This window comes from Pseudomonas sp. S06B 330 (assembly GCF_002845275.2).
In the GTDB taxonomy this organism is placed as follows: domain Bacteria; phylum Pseudomonadota; class Gammaproteobacteria; order Pseudomonadales; family Pseudomonadaceae; genus Aquipseudomonas.
The window spans coordinates 1,699,512-1,718,335 of record NZ_CP088149.1 but is presented as its reverse complement, the minus strand read 5'-3'; the positions used below and the strand labels follow the sequence as shown (position 1 = coordinate 1,718,335).

The following is an 18,824-nucleotide window of genomic DNA, read 5'->3' as shown; positions in this document are numbered from 1 at the left end:
GGTGCACAGGTTCATGCACCGGATCTTTGGTCATGGACAACCCACGTCAGCCAACCATCGCCGCCGCACTGATCAGCCGTTGGGCGCTGAGCGCCCGACCACGGGCCGCTGCGGATGCTCGATAAGAAACCAAACCATTCAGTTGATCACCCACTGCGGAGTTGTCCCCCCCGCCCAGCGCATGCCCCCACGCCAACACGCGGCCATCAGACCTCAAGGCAACGAAACCATGGGTGTTGCTGTATACCGCCTGGATATTGACTAACTCGGGTACCATTTCTGGCGCGATCAATCCACCTACGCTGACGTCACCCCAGGCCATTACCGTGCCATTGCGCCGCAACACGGCGAATGCCTTGGAGGAACCTGTCACCTGGACCACATCGGTCAGGTTGACGATTTCATCTGGCGGCACACCGCCCTCCGCCGCCACGCCCCCCCAGGCAACCACCGAACCATTGGCTCGCACCGCAGCAAAAACGTGCCAATTCGACGCCACTTCAATGATGTCGGTCAGCGCTGCGATGTCCGCCGGCAAGGCCCCGCCGTGAGGAGCGCTGCCCCAAGCGACCAAATGCCCAGTGTTGCGTTTGGCCACAAAGGCCCCCGCGTTGGCGTTACAGATTTCGCTGATGTCGGTGTAATCGGCCACTGCATCTGCGTTTCCGCCATAAACGGCATCCCCCCAGGCCACCACGGTGCCATTACTGCGCAGGACAGCAAATGCTTTGAAATTACCTTTGATGTCAACGATGTCCGTCAGACCGCTTACCGGGTCTGGAACCGTCCCTCCCGTCGCCGCACTCCCCCAAGCCACTACCTGCCCGGTAGTACGCAAAGCAGCAAACGCGGTACTTGCACCCACGACTTTTTTGATGTCGGTGTGGCCATCAATGGGCGCGGGAACAGTACCACCGGAGGCCGCAACGCCCCAGGCAACCACATGCCCTGTAGTCTTGATACCGGCAAAGGCAGTACCGTTGGCCGCCACAGCAGCAAAGCCGTCTGGCGACACAGCCCCCATGCTGCCACCGTTAGTTGCATTGCCCCAGACCACCACATTGCCGTTGAGCCGCCGCACGGCGTACGCACTGGTGGTGCAACTCACCTCAACGATGTCATCGTAGGTCCTGATGGTGGAGGGAATGAGGGCACCAAAGGCCTGGTTACCCCAGCCACGCACACGCCCATCATCACGCAGGGCGACAAACGCGGCGGTACCTGTCACCGTGGTATCGGCACCACTGCCAATGATGTTGGCCGGGTTGAGCGTCAATTGGTCATCAGCGGTACGTACTTGCAGTGGCAAATGAGGCTGAATGTCCCGCCATTGACTGGCGGCCGCCCATTGGGCATCGGTGGAGTACTTCCACTCTGCCAGCACTGGCTGGCCGCTGACCGCGTGAAACGCTTGCAGATAACGAGGTGAAGCCGAAGATCGATAGGTGCTGCGATTGAAACGCGCCCCTAAGATTTTCAACTGCCCGGCACCGACTACCACGCGTACATCGTATTGCGCCGGCGGCGAAGGCTCGTCCGGCTCGACACCACCACGCTGCACGTAATACTGCACCTCGATGCTGCCATTCTCGTTGCCCTTGATCACCTCATAAGCCACTGTAAAGCGCTGCTCGCCCGCCACCGTCACTGTGTGTGTCTTCTCATCTGCAACTGTGCCGCGAACCACAACCCTGACTTTGTCGCCAACCACAAGCTCGGTGGTTGCGTCGATGACCACCGTTGCGCCCAACGTCACGGCGTTGGGATCGATCACACCTTCATCGTTCGCTTCGGCAACCACCGGTGCCGCCAAAGGCGGTGTGGCACTTTCCGCGACGGCAAAGGACAGTACCGCTGTGCGCAATTCCTCGTCCTCAACGAGCGCGACCCGGCAGATCACGCTGACGGTGTTGTCCTGGTTTTTCTGAATCTGGGCAAAGGGCACGACAAAAGGCACAGGCTTACCGACCATGCCGCCGGAGATTGGCTTACCGGCAGGCTTGTACTCATTGCCTTGGTCATCAGTCCATTCCAGCTGAACAACATCCCCAGCCCCCATCCCTTCGTAGGCAGCGAGTTGAACATTCGCCCCGTTACGCACATTGCGCAGGTCAAGGCTGCCATCTTGCAGTTCGGCAACAGATACCGGGTCAAGCTCTGGCACTTGACTTTGCTGGACGGCAAATGTCAGGCCCTCGGTGCGCAACTCCCCGCCCTCAACCAGTGCGACCCTGCAGATAACGGTGACGGTGTTGTCCCGACTTTTCAGAATCTCGGGGTACGGCACAACAAACGGCACTGGTTTTTCGATCATATTGCCAGTGATATCTTTACCCGCGGGCTTATAGGCGAACCCCTGGTGATCGGTCCACTCCAGATAGACAACATCGCCAACGCCCATCTGCGGATAAACGGCCAGTGTGACGTTGGCCCCGTTAACCACATTCCCAAGGTCAAGCTTATTATCCTGGCCCAGTTCAGCGATGGTCACCGGATCGAGCACCTGCGCCTGCTCGCCGATGTGCAGGGTCAACACATCGGATTGACTGACCCTCCCGTCTTCGACACGCTTGACCCAGTAAGACGCCGAAACCGTACCATTCAGATCGCCCTTGACCTGTTCCAGCGGTATTACCAAGGCAAACTCGGGGCGGCCGATGTTGTTCGCGGTAATCTTGATCCAATCTTCGTAAGGTCCGGTCTTTGAACCGTTCCAGGTGAAATGCAGCTCATCGCCAATGGCGATGCCGGTGTAGCGCGTGACATACAGGCTGGTGCCATTGGGTGGCAACTTATCGGGATCGAGCACATTGCCTGGTGCATCCCGCACAATCGGCACCGGCAATTCGGCCCTGGGCTCGCCAATGTTGAAGCGCGCCGTGGCCAGCGACCTGCGCACCACGCCCTCTTCGTTAATCAGCTCATAAGAAAGCTCCAGCGACCCACCTTCGATGGCCACAAGGTGCCTGCCTTCCACATAAAATTTGATCGGTTGCTTAGCGTTTTCCTCGTTATTGCTGATGTCGTGGGGCGTAAGCTCTGGAAAGTACACAGTCTGATCAGGTTTTGTGCCGTACCATTTCAGGTCGATCACCTGGCCGGCAGCCATGGTTTCATCCCAGGGCACTTCAATGGTGGTGGTGGGCAATGTTGGGTCCAGGCTGCCCCCTGACGCATCCAACGCTACCGGCGCGGCCAGTTGCGCAGGCTCACCGACGATATTGATGAACCGCCCCTTGGCTTGCATTAGCGTGCCATCATCGGCCTTTTTTAGTTGGTAACTGAACACTGCTTGAGCCTTGGCCAGGCGCCGTACATCAGCATTAGGTACGGGTAGTTCAAGGATGCCAAGAGGACCAACGACCTTCGGTGGATAGCTGACGTCAACCACCACACCATCGGCGCTGGTGCCCGCGAGATTGACAATGATCTCGTCCTCGGGATTGAAAATCCTAGAGTCCCCAGCGACGACCTGCAGCGTCACTGGCGCACTGCCCAATTGTTCAAGATCCAAGATATTGCTGACGGCTTCTTTGACGTACACCGCATCCAGGCGAGACCCTCCGGTATCAACCACCACGCGAACCTCGGCACTCCAATCCTCAGACTGGTTGTCCACCAAGTCGTAGATCTCAAAAGCAACCGCCAGGCCACCACCGTCGGAGTCCCCAGCCGCCAAAATGGTTGCCTCATCCACGGTCATAACGATGGGGTGATCGACCTCAGCCTGGGTTACGGTATGGCTGACGAACTGACCACCCCAGGTCAAACGGATCTCGTCGTGCTCGGCCATGAACGGATAGGGTTCAATCGTGACAGGCACGCCATCCGCGGCGGCGTCCTTATCCACACCACCATCGATGATTTCCTGCGGCAAATTCAGTTTCAGTTCCGAATGACCTGGCGTGTCGCCGTTCTGGTCCTGCCCGCCAGGACGGTCGAGTTTGATCAGTACGTCGGTAGCTGCAGAATCCTCCGGCATTTGGCCGACCCGCCTAACTACGTAGCTGATCGTGGTGATGCGATTGGCTAACCGGTTGGGTGCGATGAACAGGGTTTGGCGGGTATTGACCTCGTCAGCAGCGATTGGCTTACTCGCGACTTGAATATCACCCAGCAACACCGCGACGCTATCGCCATCCCCCATTTCCTGCCAGGGCGGAATGAATAACTGCAAACCATCACGCGGAAAATTCTCCCGCGCCGCGGCAAGGTTAATGCCCAGTTCGCCACTGGGAACCGGCCCGGTCTTGCCGGGAATCTCCAGTTCTACCAGTTGCATAGGGTTTGCCCCTAAAAACAAACCTTGCGCTTGATCCAACTCCTTATTTTCTTCTGAAACTTGCATGCTGGCCACCCTGTTTGTCGAACCGTTTGATGGCTGCAATTAGATACCTGCCTAGCAATGCTTCCAACTAGCATTTTTATCAGGTAAGCAAATCTAACACTCACCAAAAAAACACCAATCACGCCTTACATTATTTGTCTACTGACAAAAATATCAGGTGCTGAGCTTATGCAATGAAGCAACAATAAGATCGGCAAATACTTTAAGCGTTGAGGAATCCCCCTACAGACAGCCTCTAAGCGCCCAGCCTAACATGGCAAAACTCAGCCTCTTTAAATACTCAGGGATATTATTTCCATGAATACAATCAATTCCACACGCACCAATTTTTTATTGAAACCACTCAGCCTGGCTACATGCACATTGTTTCTTGCCGCCCCTTTGACGCAAGCTGCTATTGTTGAAAATGGCGAGAGCCTGGTTATAGATTCAACCACGCCGATTGATAACTACACCGTCCGCACCAACAGTTCTTTGACCTTAAACGGAGCGACCACCAGCAGCGTATTCATACAATCGGGGTCCAATCTGGTTGTCAACGGCGGTACGATCCTTGGCACCAACAGCGATGGCCTGGAAGTGACCAATAGCACCGCCACCGTCAATAATGCCCGAATCAGTGGTGATTTCCTGGGCTTGTCAATAAACCGCGTGGCAGGCACCTCGACAGGCTCACAGGTAACCCTCGACAACAGCGTGATCACCGGAGGCGAAGATGCCGTTCAGGTCACTGGCGCCAGCACCCTCTCCCTGGCCAACTCCACCGTTACCGGTAGCGGTATCGGCAGCCGGGGTATCAACCTCCTGGGCGGCGCGGCCATTGCCACCAACAGCCAGATCAGCGGCCAAAGCAATGGTGTGCGCATCGTCCGCGATATCGACGACGTGGGGGATCCGCGCCTGGTGCTTGAGGGCTCCCGGGTCGAAGGACGCACGGGCGCGGCAATTCTCCTGGAAGGCGGCGTGAATGCCGAGGTCGCCATCCGCAATCGTTCGACCCTGGTTGGCGCGGATGGCGTTTTGATCCAGGTGCAGGCTGCCTCCACGGCCAACATTGATGTACTTAGCAGCGAGCTCGATGGCAACGTCCGCGTCGCCTCCGACAGCACCGCCAACCTGAGCCTGGAGCAGGCTACCTGGACCGGTGACTTTGAAGTCGAAGCCGGAGGCAACGCAACCCTCGACCTACAGAATCAGTCAACATTCACAGGACGACTGGTAAATGTCAGTCAACTGGACATCGGTAACCAATCTACCTACAACATGGTCGAAAGTACCAGGCTAGGTAACCTGAACATGGCTGGCGGCACCATCAACATGGGCACCGGCAACAACTTCTATGCCCTTGACGTCGACAACCTCTCCGGTAACGGCGTGATCGCTATGAACGTGGACTTCAGCACCAATGACCACGACCGATTGAGCGTCAATCAGAACGCTACAGGGGACTTCCAGTTGCACGTGGCTGACTCAGGCACCGACCCTGTCGCACCTGAACAGTTGACTCTGGTACACACCGCCGCCGGCGACGCGCAATTCAGCCTTCTCAATGGCCGCGCAGTGGCAGTCGGCGCCTGGTCCTACGAGTTATCCTCGACCGATGACGGCAACGGTGGAACTGACTGGTTCCTCGACCCGGAAAAACGTACGATCAGCCCAGGTACCCGCACGGTTATGGCACTGTTCAACACGGCGCCAACCGTTTGGTATGGCGAGCTGACCTCATTGCGTAGCCGAATGGGTGAACTGCGCTTTAACGGTAGTAAGCCTGGCTTGTGGATGCGCAGCTATGGCAACAAATACAACGTAGCCGACGCCAGCGGCACCGGTTACCAGCAAAACCAGCACGGTCTGTCCCTAGGGGCCGATGGCCGTCTGCCCTGGGGCGACGGCCAGTGGTTGATCGGTGCTTTGGCCGGCTACAGTCAATCTGACCTGAACCTGAAAGAGGGTAGCTCCGGCACGGTCGACAGTTATTACCTCGGTGCCTATACCACCTGGCTCGACGCCGAATCGGGCTACTACTTCGATGCTGTGGCCAAGCTCAATAGCTTCCACAACAAGGCCGAGGTCGCGGTCAATGACGGCAGCCACGCCAAAGGTGACTATGACAACCTCGGCATGGGTCTGTCCGCCGAGTTCGGCCGACATATTCCGCTGCCCAATGGTTACTTCATCGAACCCTTCACCCAGTGGTCAGCCGTGCTGATCCAAGGTGAGGATTTCCACCTGAGCAGCGACCTGCAGGCTGATGGCGATCAAAGCCGCTCGCTGTTAGGCAAAGCGGGCCTGACGGTGGGGAAAACCTTCGAACTGGACAATGGCAGTAAGCTGCAGCCTTACCTGCGTGGCGCCCTGGCCCACGAGTTCATTAACAACAATGAAGTCAGCGTCAACAACAACCGCTTCAACAATGATCTGTCCGGCTCGCGAGGCGAGCTGGGCACCGGCCTGGCATTGGGTCTTGCCAGCGGATTGCAGGTGCATGTCGATCTGGAATACGCCAACGGCAAGCACATCGAACAACCCTATGGTGTGAACCTGGGATTGCGTTATAGCTTTTGAACTGGCCGCACCACAGCATCAAGCCCTATACCACTGAATCAGGCTTATGCTGCCCCTATAGACGACCCACTGCACTGTCACCAAACACAAAAAAGGGAAATGCCTCGGCATTTCCCTTTTTTCAGCTCATCTTATCTGAATGTCAAGCGACACGTCTGTCCTGCCGAGGACATCCAGAAAGCGCCAAGATGGCGATCCGACCTTACCGGAAAGCCGTCTATCAGCGCCGTGTAGACAATACTGCCGTAACGAAGATCGGTGGTCAGGAACCAAGGATCGTAAGGAACATACACCACAAAGCCGTTATTGGCTTGTTCATCTGTCGGAGTAAATGTGAATGGATATTCGTTACCTGGCACAGGCGTCGTACCAGCCTCGTCCACCCAGCCCTGATAGACGAAAGCCAGTTCCTGATTCGCCAGTTTCGGCTCTCCACCCGGCACGCGAATTACAATGCTCCATACGCCTGCTTCATCCTGGCGTAGCGAACTGCAGTTGAACCAATTGCCGGCCGGATCCTCCTCAAGGTCGGCGAACTGGAATTTGGGATCAGGCACGACAATTGTACTGACCTGAACACGAACGAGCTTGGCCCCCGAAGTAATGATGTTGTCGTTAACCGAGGGATGGGCCACCGTATAGTGCGCCGGCAACGCGTCACTGTTGCCCCGATCGTCGATCAACGTCCACGGAATGGTGAATGGCATTTTGAATGTCGGCGGCTCGCTGCCTAACACGCGGTATTCTCCATCTGGCGCTGGGACAGCCACGCTATCCCAGTACAGCTGCACGACATCACCGGCCTTCGCACCCCCATAGAGGTCGACCTCGGCGGTGGCACTCTGACCTGCGTCGTCCTCGGTCAGCTCATCAGGATCAACAGTGACGGCCCCCTGAACGACAGGCAAGGCCAGCAGCGGATGCACAACCCCCGGCGGGTCAGTTGGATCGACAGGCCCTGGGGTGCGCAAATCGACGTCAACGTCATAGCCAACCAGTTCTGGGATCTCGCGGTTACCGCGAACAATCTTGTAGGTTATCCGCGATTGTTTCAAGCCTGGGTCGTTGTTCAACACAGCGGAGTAAGGCAACTCCACCACAGCACCCAATTCCGGCATGCTTTGCGCTGGCCGGTCAACACCATCGAAGGCCACTACCACCTGGTCCCCGGTACTCCAGTTTGTGTAAGGATCGATCTGGACGATTACCCCCTGAATGGCATCGGCATGATCAATCAAGGTATCATCACCCACGGGCACTTTGGGCGGCTGCAAATTACTGGGCGCCGGTGCCAGGGTAATGTTGACATGCTTGAATGCCGATTGTCGGCCAACATTGCCTTTACGATCGGCCAATGTATAAAACAGTGTCTGGGCGCCTTCCTTGCCCGTGAGCATAGCCTCAGTCAGATCAACGGTAATCGGAAGCCCGAGATCCGCCCGGGTAAAAGTTCCGACCAGCAACGCCTGCGGGATAGTGCTACCCAGGTAGACGACCACCTCATCATCGATCCTGGCATCACCGTAGGTAGACGGCACGGTGACCACTACTTTGTTATCATTAGCAGCAAGATACTCCGCCGTAATGCCGTTGGCTTCCACCTCAAGAGGCAGCGTAATCAATGCGCCAGCATTACCCCCGTTGGGTGGCGTCCTGTCGATATTGATGGTCAGGCTTTCAGAGACAGCGGGATTACCGCCGGTATAAACTACATAAGAAAGTTGAAAGGGGCCCGCGTTTACCGTTACATTCCCCGGCAACGTCAGCTTCAGGGGAAAATCGCCCGGGGCTATCGGCGTAGTAAAGCGAAATATCGTTTCATCTAATCGAATACCCTGCCATTGCAAATAAATCCTCCCCGGTAGGCCAGGGTTAGAACCCTGATCGAACTGAGGAACATCGACAGCCAGTGCCTGGCCTTGATACTGAGAATGCAATTGATTCAAATCGTCATCGGACGTATCTGGCAACAGCGGATTAATATCGGCTAGCTGTGGCGCTGGAACCGCCATGTTTGCATTACGACGAAGCTTGCTACTGTCCATCCGCGCTTGATGAGCACTAGGCTTTACTTGGATATTCATGATTCAACCTCATTCGCTGGATTTGGTTGTTTCTATTTAATGAATTGCCACGAAAGCTAAACATGGCATACGCACAACAGGTTAAAAATCTAACGGTGAAACCCGAGATTTCGTACCGACTGCTAACTAACATCAACGCTCATTGCAAATGTCGTTATCCGGCCCACAGATTTCACCGCTCGGTAATGTCCGAGTGATATAAACCTGCTCCCGGCGCGAACTACCGAAACCACCGCCAACCTTAGTCAAGGTGTAATAAGCGGTTGCCGATCCGTTGTTTACCATCGGCTCGATATGTACTAAGTAAGGCACCACTACCTCGAAACCATTGAGTGCTTCTTCAGCTGCCAGCACTTTTGCTTGCGACCACAAGGTGCCCTCAATCGGAATCTGTGACCCGAGATCTTCATAGCCCTGGCAGTAAACCTCCACCAAATCGCTGGGGTCAAAAGCCGGATTCGCGGCGACCCGAATGGTCACCCCTTCCCAGATGCGCGGCTTGACACAGCAGTTGAGGTAGCCCTGGAGACTTGCGTGAGGGAAGCTCGGCGTCTGCAGTCCCTGGATTGGCTCGATCAACACTTGCACGCTGGTCACTGACGACAACTGTTGGTTGACGCTGTTATCAGTGCGGTAGAAGACTGGCAAGGCGCTGTTGTTTTTTTCCTGCTCGATGATCTCCCAGGGCACAGTCAATGTCAGGGGCTTGCCGGCCACATCACCCGGTTGCACCTGGTAGCGGGTGGCCGGTTCTGCCACGCTACCCCAGTACACCTCTAGCCATTCGCCCAGTTGCGGATCTTCGAACAACGTCAACAGCACCCGGGCATCGCGCCCGTCATCCCGAGCAGTCAGCGTGTTTGGCAGGTCCGAGACCTCTCCGCGCACCTCCAGCCTGGCCAAATCATTGTTGAGCAGGGCCGGTGCACTGGCGTGGTCCTGGCCAGCGATAGTGAAATCGAAGGGCACCGTCTCCTCGGGTGACGCCGGTGTAAGCGACCCACCATAACGAACCCGGTAGCTTACCTGCACCGTGTCAGGGCCTAAGCCATTGGCTGTCAGCGCCTGCCAAGGTACGAAATTCGTCAGCGGAAACCTCTCAGGATCCACTGCCAACTCTGTCAGTTCGCGCCCACCCCAGTTGACAATAATGAATTGAGACTTGTCCGCATTGTCATAACGGTCAATCTCGACAGTTACGCCGTTCTCAGCAGTGGCCCCCTCCCGCGCGTGCTGGCGGTCAATCAAACCTCGCGGCGACAGCGGGATTCGAGGTGCCGGCAGATTTTCCGGAGCGGGCACCAAGGTGACGCCAATACCCGCCGAATAGGACAATGGGCTCTCATTACCAGCCAGGTCGTATAGCCGGTAGAAAAGATAGTGCTGCCCCTGACCGCCGGCACGTATAACCGCCTCGGAAAGCGGCAGGAGCAAGCGTCGATTCTCGATATCGTCCTGGCTGAACACCTGCTCGCCTGCCGATGGAGTATCGCCCGGCATAGGGTCGACTCGAGACCAGAAAAACACGGCTCGGTCGAAGGCTCGCATGCTGCTATAAGAAGGCACTGCGACCAGCACCTGACCATGCTCTCTCAGGTAATCATCAGTGATGACCCCGACCAACTCATCCGGATATCGCGCCCCCGCCGGCTGTTGGTGGTCGTGAGGCGGTACGGTATCGATGGTGACCCGCTTGATCAGTGAATAATTTCGGTTCCCGCCCTGGTTTATCTCATATGACAGATCATAAGTGCCATGCACCAGGTAGTTCTGAGGCACGGTCAGAATCTTGTCTCCTGGCTCGACCGGCGTCGGGAAGTCTTGATTCCTCACCGAGACAAAACCCGCGCCCTCGATACGCCACCCAATCGAAACTGTTTCCCTGACAATCCTCGGATCGTTCGAAAACGGCCAGGCGGGCACCACAACCTCCAGGTCATCATTGAGCACAGCACGTGCAACAATGCCATCTGGGTTCTCCAGCCCTTGCTCATCCTTGATGATCGCTGGCACTTCCGGCTGAGCAAGGGTAAGTTCATTGAAAAGCTGATGCGGTGCTCTACGCTCGTCCATACCTGCTCCCTTCCTGGTTAAGACAGCACTGTGGCGGCTTTGCACTGAGTCACCCACGCGGTCAGGAGTGATTGAACGCGATTTTGCTCTCACTGGAAACTGACAGAAATAACAGGTGCGTCGAGACGGAAACGGGACTACGGGAGGGGAAAAACGCTTGAGGAGGGAATTTTGGGCACAAAAAAAGAGGCCCTTAGGCCTCTTTCTTGATCGGCTGATGCCGATTGAATCTGGAGCGGGAAACGAGACTCGAACTCGCGACCCCGACCTTGGCAAGGTCGTGCTCTACCAACTGAGCTATTCCCGCAAATATGGCGTCCCCTAGGGGACTCGAACCCCTGTTACCGCCGTGAAAGGGCGGTGTCCTAGGCCACTAGACGAAGGGGACACGCTACAACATTCACTCCCTGCCGCGTTTCGCTGTGTGCTTTACGCTGCAAGTGGCGCGCATTCTAAGGATGCTTTTATAAGTCGTCAACCCCTCTCGATAAATTTATTTAAATCAATGACTTCCCAGCGCTTTGCAAGCCGCCAGTCGATTCCACACGCCTGTACCTTGGCGTTTTTTTTCTGACACCCACCGTTGGCTGAAACCCTTATAGCTGCGGCAATCTAGATGCAAAATGCCACCACTGAGCCCCGGACAACCGCTAAACAGCTCTATCCGGGCAAAAGCTAAGCCACTACACTCAAACGGTAAATCATCCTGTATGAGGCGTTAACGGTGACACCACTTATGATCACCCTGCTCATTGTGGCGGGGATCGCGTTATTGATCGTGATCGGCTACCTCAACAATGTGGTCGAGAACAACAAGCTCGAGCGTGCCCGGCTGAAGATCGAGCTGGCCGAACGCTTGCGGCGTTGTGGCGAGATCACCGAAACCTTCCCTGGCCAGCTGATGACCCCAGCATTAAAGCTGCTGCTGACCCGCCTGGAACTCAATCTCAACCAGCGTCAGCTGGCCCTAGACAAACACAGCCGCGATATCCGCGCCCGCATGGCTGAACTCGAGGGTTTGATCGCCCAAGGCGATGCCATTCCCGTCAACAATCCTCCTGCGCCGATCCAGACAGAAGCCCGGGCCAAGGATGTGCGCTTTCTATTGGAAGGTATGCACAACCAGATCACCCGTGCGGCGCAAGAAGGCTTCCTGCCGACCAACGAGGCCAAGTACTGGGTCAAGGAAATCCGCCACATCCTGGTGCTGCTGCACATTGAGTTTTTCAACAACCTGGGGCAGCAGGCGCTGCAACAGAATCAGCCCGGGCATGCCCGCCTGGCCTTTGAGCGGGGTGTTCAATACCTGCGCAAGCAACCAGACCCTGTGCTCTATCGCGAGCAGCTTGAGTACATGGATAAACTGCTGGCACGGGCCAATGCCCAGGTGCTGAGCCAACTTGAGCCTGCCGAAGATGAGGTGAACGAGCTGACGGAAGGCCTGAAGACCGACCCCACGGAAGACTGGAAGAAGAAAGTCATTTACGACTGAGTCCTGCCCGGCCAGTTGTAGCCGCTGCTGCCAGGCTGCGATCGCCTACGAAGCAGGCGTCATTCAGTTACCGAGAGGCGCCTGAATGACGGCCGTTTCACGCCCGATCACAGCCTGGCGGCAGCGGCTACGAATCGAAAGTTTTCAAATAGTCAGCAGTCGCTCAAACGCAGAAAGATTGCCGCCAGGCGTTCAAGCCCGACTTGATCCGCCTCGCTGAAGCGCGCCAGCTTCGGACTGTCCAGGTCCAGCACACCAATCAAACGCCCTTCTTTGACCAGCGGAATCACCAGTTCACTGTTCGATGCGCTATCGCAAGCGATATGCCCTGCAAACGCATGCACATCTTCGACCCGCTGGGTTTCCCGGCTGGCGGCAGCAGCGCCACACACACCACGGCCGAACGGGATCCGCACACAAGCGACCTGGCCCTGGAACGGCCCCAGCACCAACTCTTCATTACGATTGAGGTAGAAACCTGCCCAGTTCAGGTCTTCGACCTGGCTGTAAAGAAAGGCGGAAAACTGTGCCGCATTGGCAATGAAGTCGCGCTCATCGGCAAACAGCGCTTCCAACTGTGCAGCCAGCAGGCCGTAGCCTTCAAGGCCTGCGCCAGAAGCATTGAGGTCAATCATCTTTTTTGCTCCAACAGTTGCAGTCCAACCCAGTAACGAGCGAACTGATAGGCACAACGGCCATTACGGTTGCCGCGGCCAGTGGCCCAGCGCACAGCGAGGATGTCCAGCGCTTCGTCGCGCTGCCAGTTCAGCCCGGCAGTGCTTGCCAACTGGCCAATCCAGTGCTCGACGACATTGAGGTAGTGGTCCTGGCTGAAGGGGTAAAACGACAGCCACAGGCCAAAGCGGTCGGACAAGGCGATCTTGTCTTCCACCGCTTCGTTGGGGTGCAACTCGCCATCGACCATCTTCCAGTTTTCGTTGTCGCTCTGCTTTTCCGGCACCAGGTGGCGGCGGTTCGAGGTGGCGTACAACAGAACGTTGTCCGGCGCTTGCTCCAGCGAGCCATCCAGCACGCTTTTGAGCACCCGGTAGTCACCCTCCCCGGCTTCAAACGACAAATCGTCACAGAACAACACAAATCGCTGGGGCAGCTTGCTGAGTTGCTCGACGACGCGCGGCAGGTCGGCCAAGTGATCACGTTCAATTTCAATCAGACGCAGGCCAGCCTCGGCATGCTCGGCCAGCAGTGCCCGCACCAGCGACGACTTGCCGGTGCCGCGCGACCCCCACAGCAAAGCGTGGTTGGCAGGCATGCCATCGAGGAACTGACGCGTATTGCGACCCAATTGCTCGCGCTGCTGGTCGACGCCGATCAAATCAGACAGGCGCATGTCCAGGCTGACCTCCAGCGGCAGCAGATAGCCGCTACGGCCATCACGCTGCCAGCGTGCAGCCAGACAGAGATTCCAGTCGATCTGCGGGCGCGGGGCCGGCAACAACGGTTCAAGACGGGCGAGCACGGTTTCGGCGCGCTCCAGAAAAGCATTCAAACGAGAGTCCACAAGGTTTCCTCAAGACAGATTCAAGGACAACGGCATTGCTGAATGTGTGACAGGGCGTGCCAGCAGCCGGGACTGATCGGCTATGCTTGCGCAGCGCACGGAAAGTGAAACTGGCTCGGGACTCATGGATATCAAGTTCACCAATCGCCTGTCCTACAAGCAAGCCCGGCTGACAGTCCTGGTCGGCTTCATCCTGGGTACATTGCTCAGTCTCATTCAGATTGGTATCGATTATGCCAGCGAAGACGCCTCCATCAACCGCGAGATGCAGGCTTTGCTGCAAATCAGTCACAACCCGGCCTCACGCATCGCCTACAACATCGATGCGGAGCTGGCCCAAGAGCTGACCGGCGGCCTGCTGCAATCGCCAGCGATCACCCGCGCGCGGCTGATCGACAACAACGACACGGTGCTTGCAGATGTTCAACGCCCTCGCGAAGAAAGCAGCTACCGTCTGATCAGCGATTTCCTGTTCGGGGAAAGCCGAAACTTCCACGACCCGCTGTATCTCAGCCACATGCCCAACGACTACCTGGGCACCTTGTACCTGGAAGTCGACACCTTTGCCTTTGGCGGCCGCTTCCTCAAGCGCGCTGAGGTGACCTTGCTCAATGGCTTCATGCGCAGCCTGATCCTCACCGGCATCCTGCTGGCGCTGTTCTACTTCATGCTGACCAAACCCCTGGTGCGCGTGATCAGTGCCCTGGCCAATCGCGACTCACGCCAGCCTGAGCAGTCGAAGCTGTCGTACCCGCCTGGCCATGAGCACGATGAGATCGGCGTACTGGTCAAGGTTGCCAATCAGCAGTTCGTCAGCATGGCCACCGAAATTCAGCAACGGCGCAACGCCGAAAATCGCCTGACCGAGTACCTCAACGAACTGGAAAATATCGTTTCGGCGCGCACCAATGAACTCAAGGCCAGCAACACCCGCCTGAGCCAGTCCAACGAAGAACTGGAAGATGCACGACGACGCGCCCTGGACATGGCTCAGGCCCGGGCAGCCTTTCTGGCCAATATGAGCCATGAGATCCGCACACCGCTCAATGGCTTGCTGGGGATGATTGCACTGTCTCTGGACAGCCCACTGAACGCCGAACAGCGCCAACAGCTGTCGATTGCCCATGACTCTGGCAAGGTGCTGGTGGAGTTGCTCAACGACATTCTCGACCTGTCCAAATTCGACGCCGGCCAACTGGAACTTGAGCGCATCCCCTTCGACCTTGGCGCGCTGGTCGAAGACACTGCCAACCTGTTGTCGCAGAACGCTGCACCCAGTGTCGAGCTGACCTGTCTGATCGACTCGCAGTTTCCCAGCATGGTCCTCGGCGACCCCACCCGTGTCCGCCAGATTGTCAGCAACCTGCTGTCCAACGCGCTCAAGTTCACCCGCTTCGGTCGCGTCGATGTCCGCCTTCGCGCCTGCAACGGCGGCGTGCGCCTGGAAGTCTGCGACACCGGTATCGGTATCCCTCATGAAGCCCAGGTACGGATCTTCCAGCCCTTCATTCAGGCCGGGGCCGGGATTACCCGCCAGTACGGCGGTACCGGCCTGGGGCTGGCCCTGACCAACAACCTCTGCGAGGCCATGCAGGGTCGCTTGAGCATCAGCTCCGAAGCCGGCTTTGGCAGCCAGTTCAGTGCTGAACTACCCCTGCCCTGCCACACCCCGGCGGTGCCTGCCGAACGCCTGCACGGTCGTGTCGCGGCGATCAGCAATGCCAGCAGCGGTCTGGCCGAACTGTTGCAAACCCTGCTGCCTGAATGGGGGCTGGAGTATTGCCGCCATGACCATCCCGATGAGCTGAGCGACGCATCTCCTGACCTGTTGATAACAGACGACCTGGACAGCCTGTTCCAGATTCGACCACAGATTCAGGCACCGATCCTGCTGGTGACCGCCTATGGCAACTTTCTTCCCGGTGAACAGGCCGCCAGCCTGACACCCTTGCAACAGCAGGCTCGGCCACTGGCGCGCAACACCCTGTACCAGGTGTTGCGGCACACCCTGCAGGGCACCGACAGCGTTAACCCCAGTGCCCAACAGCGCGCCCTGCACAGCCAACGTCGCGCCCGCATCCTGCTGGTAGAAGACAATCCGGTGAACCAGTTGGTAGCCAAGGGCATGCTGGCCAAGCTCGGCTGCGAGGTGAACATTGCCGCCCATGGTGCCGAAGCGCTGGAGCAGTTACAGCACACGCCGTTCGAGCTGGTGCTGATGGATTGCAACATGCCGGTCATGGACGGCTATGAGGCCAGCCGACGGATCCGTCAGAGCGGACGCTGGCCAAATCTGCCGATCGTCGCCCTGACTGCCAACGCCATGCCCGAAGAGCGAGAGCGCTGCCGGGCGGCGGGGATGAATGATTACCTGGCCAAGCCCTTCCGTCGTGAAGAGCTACTGGCCCTGATCGATCACTGGGTACCCGTGCTGGCTACTTGAGCAGTTTCTCGATTGTGGCCACCAGCGCCTCGGGTTTGGTGCTCGGCGCGAAGCGGGTCACCTTGCCGGTTGCAGGGTCAACGAGGAACTTGGTGAAGTTCCATTTGATTTTTTGCGACCCGAATAAACCCGGCGCGCGCTTCTTCAGCTCGACATACAGCGGATGCGCGGCATCACCATTGACCTCGATCTTGCGAAACAGCGGAAAGCTGACGCCGAAGTTCATCTCGCAGAACTGGGCGATTTCCCGCGCATCACCCGGCTCCTGCTTGCCGAACTGGTTGCAGGGAAAGCCCAGCACCACCAGACCCTGCTCGCGATAATGTTGCCAGAGCTGCTCAAGGCCCTTGTACTGAGGGGTAAACCCGCACTGGCTGGCAGTGTTGACCACCAGCAAGGCTTTGCCCTGGAAATCGCCCAGGACCTTCTGCTCACCCGCCAAGGTGACGCAGGGAATGTTCAGCAGCGCGTCGGCCATGCGCCTATCTCCTCTGTTAGCGTGGCACCAGGTCCAGGCAGACCGAGTTAATGCAATAGCGTAGCCCGGTCGGCGCTGGACCATCGGGGAATACGTGACCCAAGTGGGCATCGCACTGGGCGCAGGTCACTTCGGTACGGATCATGCCGTGGGAGGTGTCGCGAATCTCGATCATCGCGCGGTTCTCGATCGGCTCGTAGAAGCTTGGCCAGCCACAACCGGAGTCGAACTTGGCGTTAGAATCGAACAACGCAGCGTTGCAGCAGATACAGTGATAGACACCGTCAGTCTTGGTGCCGTTGTACTTGCCACTGAACGGCCGCTCGGTGCCCTTCAGGCGACAAACGTTGTACTGCTCCGGATCAAGCATTGCACGCCATTCGTCCAGGGTTTTCTCAATCTTTTCCATGTGCAGGCCTCGGCAGACTAAAAACCCCGCGCTGCGTCTTTTCCACAACGCGGTCGGCACGTATATTATTGCGCCTCATCAGACATCAGTCTGGCACCCGCGTTACACGCATTTCAAACGATTTCACAGCGCAGTGCGCGGCGATCTTTTCTAATCGGGATCACATCATGCAGGTCAGCAAATCGAACAAGCTCGCCAATGTCTGCTATGACATTCGCGGCCCGGTGCTCAAGCACGCCAAACGCCTGGAGGAGGAAGGCCATCGCATCCTCAAGCTGAACATCGGCAACCCGGCGCCTTTTGGTTTCGAAGCGCCCGACGAAATCCTCCAGGATGTGATCCGCAACCTGCCGACTGCCCAGGGCTACAGTGACTCCAAAGGCCTGTTCAGCGCGCGCAAGGCGGTCATGCAGTATTACCAGCAAAAGCAGGTCGAAGGTGTCGGTATCGAAGACATCTACCTGGGCAACGGCGTCTCCGAGCTGATCGTGATGTCGATGCAGGCCCTGCTCAACAACGGCGATGAAGTCCTGATCCCGGCACCGGACTATCCGCTGTGGACCGCCGCGGTAAGCCTGGCCGGCGGCAACCCGGTGCACTACCTGTGCGATGAACAGGCCGACTGGTTCCCGGACCTTGACGACATCAAGGCCAAGATAACTTCCAACACCAAAGCGCTGGTGATCATCAACCCGAACAACCCCACCGGCGCGGTGTACTCGCGTGAATTGCTCTTGGGCATGCTGGAGCTGGCGCGCCAGCACAACCTGGTGGTGTTCTCCGACGAAATCTACGACAAGATTCTTTACGATGAGGCGGTGCACATCAGCACCGCATCGCTGGCCCCGGACCTGCTCTGCCTGACCTTCAACGGCTTGTCCAAGTCTTACCGGGTGGCGGGTTTCCGCTCCGGCTGGCTGGCCATCTCCGGGCCCAAGCAGCACGCCCAGAGCTACATCGAAGGCATCGACATGCTGGCCAACATGCGCCTGTGCGCCAACGTTCCGAGCCAGCACGCCATTCAGACCGCCTTGGGCGGCTACCAGAGCATCAATGATCTGGTTCTGCCACCCGGCCGCCTGCTGGAGCAGCGCAACCGCACCTGGGAGCTGCTCAACAACATTCCCGGTGTCAGCTGCGTCAAACCCATGGGGGCGCTTTATGCCTTCCCGCGGATTGACCCGAAAGTCTGCCCGATCCACAACGACGAAAAGTTCGTCCTTGACCTGCTGCTCTCGGAAAAACTGTTGATCGTCCAGGGCACCGCCTTCAACTGGCCATGGCCAGATCACTTCCGCGTGGTCACCCTGCCTCGGGTCGATGACCTGGAACAAGCCATCGGCCGCATCGGAAACTTCCTGAAGACATATCAGCAGTAACCTACAGGCTTTTGGGAAGACCTGCGCCAAC

Annotated in this window: 11 protein-coding genes and 2 tRNA genes; 4 read left to right on the top strand and 9 right to left on the bottom strand. The window is 57.5% G+C overall.

Annotation, left to right across the window (positions count from 1 at the left end; all coding sequences use genetic code 11):
- Positions 1 to 46 precede the first annotated feature (46 nt).
- Positions 47 to 4,282, bottom strand: coding sequence for an RCC1 domain-containing protein (locus CX511_RS07995; RefSeq protein WP_101291852.1), 4,236 nt, complete (start codon positions 4,280 to 4,282; stop codon positions 47 to 49).
- Positions 4,283 to 4,927: 645 nt separating this feature from the next.
- Here CX511_RS07995 and CX511_RS07990 point away from each other — a divergent pair.
- Positions 4,928 to 6,913 carry an autotransporter outer membrane beta-barrel domain-containing protein gene (locus CX511_RS07990; protein ID WP_231353383.1) on the top strand — a complete coding sequence of 662 codons (1,986 nt, stop codon included), beginning with the start codon at positions 4,928 to 4,930 and terminating at the stop codon, positions 6,911 to 6,913.
- A gap of 131 nt (positions 6,914 to 7,044) precedes the next feature.
- On the opposite strand, the gene CX511_RS07985 is transcribed toward CX511_RS07990, so the two are convergent.
- From CX511_RS07985 to CX511_RS07970, 4 genes are all read right to left on the bottom strand, one after another.
- Positions 7,045 to 8,997 carry a hypothetical protein gene (locus tag CX511_RS07985; RefSeq protein ID WP_143527672.1) on the bottom strand — a complete coding sequence of 651 codons (1,953 nt, stop codon included), beginning with the start codon at positions 8,995 to 8,997 and terminating at the stop codon, positions 7,045 to 7,047.
- A gap of 132 nt (positions 8,998 to 9,129) precedes the next feature.
- Positions 9,130 to 11,070: a hypothetical protein gene (locus CX511_RS07980; RefSeq protein WP_101291855.1), complete on the bottom strand. Its 1,941-nt coding sequence runs from the start codon at positions 11,068 to 11,070 to the stop codon at positions 9,130 to 9,132.
- 231 nt (positions 11,071 to 11,301) lie between these two features.
- Positions 11,302 to 11,377, bottom strand: a tRNA-Gly gene (locus CX511_RS07975).
- Positions 11,378 to 11,382: 5 nt separating this feature from the next.
- Positions 11,383 to 11,458 (bottom strand) — tRNA-Glu (locus CX511_RS07970).
- A 336-nt stretch (positions 11,459 to 11,794) separates the two neighbouring features.
- On the opposite strand from CX511_RS07970, the gene CX511_RS07965 reads away from it, so the two are divergent.
- A complete protein-coding gene (locus CX511_RS07965; RefSeq protein ID WP_101292138.1) occupies positions 11,795 to 12,562 on the top strand; it encodes a hypothetical protein in 768 nt (255 codons plus the stop codon).
- A 152-nt stretch (positions 12,563 to 12,714) separates the two neighbouring features.
- Here the strand turns inward: CX511_RS07965 and msrC are convergent, their stop codons facing one another.
- Positions 12,715 to 13,197, bottom strand: a complete 483-nt coding sequence (gene msrC, locus CX511_RS07960; protein WP_045187106.1) for a free L-methionine (R)-S-oxide reductase MsrC — start codon at positions 13,195 to 13,197, stop codon at positions 12,715 to 12,717.
- The gene (locus CX511_RS07955; RefSeq protein ID WP_045187103.1) at positions 13,194 to 14,084 is read right to left on the bottom strand and encodes an ATP-binding protein; all 891 of its coding nucleotides are present in this window, start codon (positions 14,082 to 14,084) and stop codon (positions 13,194 to 13,196) included. Before CX511_RS07955 ends, msrC begins: the two co-directional genes overlap by 4 nt.
- An 82-nt stretch (positions 14,085 to 14,166) precedes the next feature.
- On the opposite strand from CX511_RS07955, the gene CX511_RS07950 reads away from it, so the two are divergent.
- Positions 14,167 to 16,527: a response regulator gene (locus CX511_RS07950; protein ID WP_101292137.1), complete on the top strand. Its 2,361-nt coding sequence runs from the start codon at positions 14,167 to 14,169 to the stop codon at positions 16,525 to 16,527.
- Here CX511_RS07950 and CX511_RS07945 read toward each other — a convergent pair.
- On the bottom strand, positions 16,520 to 17,005 hold the full coding sequence (locus CX511_RS07945) for a glutathione peroxidase (RefSeq protein WP_045187099.1): 486 nt from the start codon (positions 17,003 to 17,005) through the stop codon (positions 16,520 to 16,522). The genes CX511_RS07950 and CX511_RS07945 overlap by 8 nt on opposite strands.
- A 16-nt stretch (positions 17,006 to 17,021) precedes the next feature.
- Positions 17,022 to 17,414, bottom strand: a complete 393-nt coding sequence (gene msrB / locus CX511_RS07940) for a peptide-methionine (R)-S-oxide reductase MsrB (RefSeq protein ID WP_045187096.1) — start codon at positions 17,412 to 17,414, stop codon at positions 17,022 to 17,024.
- 167 nt (positions 17,415 to 17,581) lie between these two features.
- Between msrB and CX511_RS07935 the strand changes: the two genes are divergently transcribed.
- The gene (locus CX511_RS07935) at positions 17,582 to 18,793 is read left to right on the top strand and encodes a pyridoxal phosphate-dependent aminotransferase (RefSeq protein ID WP_045187094.1); all 1,212 of its coding nucleotides are present in this window, start codon (positions 17,582 to 17,584) and stop codon (positions 18,791 to 18,793) included.
- Positions 18,794 to 18,824 lie beyond the last annotated feature (31 nt).

What these genes read in the sequence shown, in the direction of transcription:
- CX511_RS07945 (WP_045187099.1), bottom strand. Translation starts at nt 17,005, where the DNA reads ATGGCCGACGCGCTGCTGAACATTCCCTGCGTCACCTTGGCGGGTGAG.
- CX511_RS07935 (WP_045187094.1), top strand. Translation starts at nt 17,582, where the DNA reads ATGCAGGTCAGCAAATCGAACAAGCTCGCCAATGTCTGCTATGACATT.
- msrC (WP_045187106.1), bottom strand. Translation starts at nt 13,197, where the DNA reads ATGATTGACCTCAATGCTTCTGGCGCAGGCCTTGAAGGCTACGGCCTG.
- msrB (WP_045187096.1), bottom strand. Translation starts at nt 17,414, where the DNA reads ATGGAAAAGATTGAGAAAACCCTGGACGAATGGCGTGCAATGCTTGAT.
- CX511_RS07985 (WP_143527672.1), bottom strand. Translation starts at nt 8,997, where the DNA reads ATGAATATCCAAGTAAAGCCTAGTGCTCATCAAGCGCGGATGGACAGT.
- CX511_RS07950 (WP_101292137.1), top strand. Translation starts at nt 14,167, where the DNA reads ATGCTTGCGCAGCGCACGGAAAGTGAAACTGGCTCGGGACTCATGGAT.
- CX511_RS07995 (WP_101291852.1), bottom strand. Translation starts at nt 4,282, where the DNA reads ATGCAACTGGTAGAACTGGAGATTCCCGGCAAGACCGGGCCGGTTCCC.
- CX511_RS07980 (WP_101291855.1), bottom strand. Translation starts at nt 11,070, where the DNA reads ATGGACGAGCGTAGAGCACCGCATCAGCTTTTCAATGAACTTACCCTT.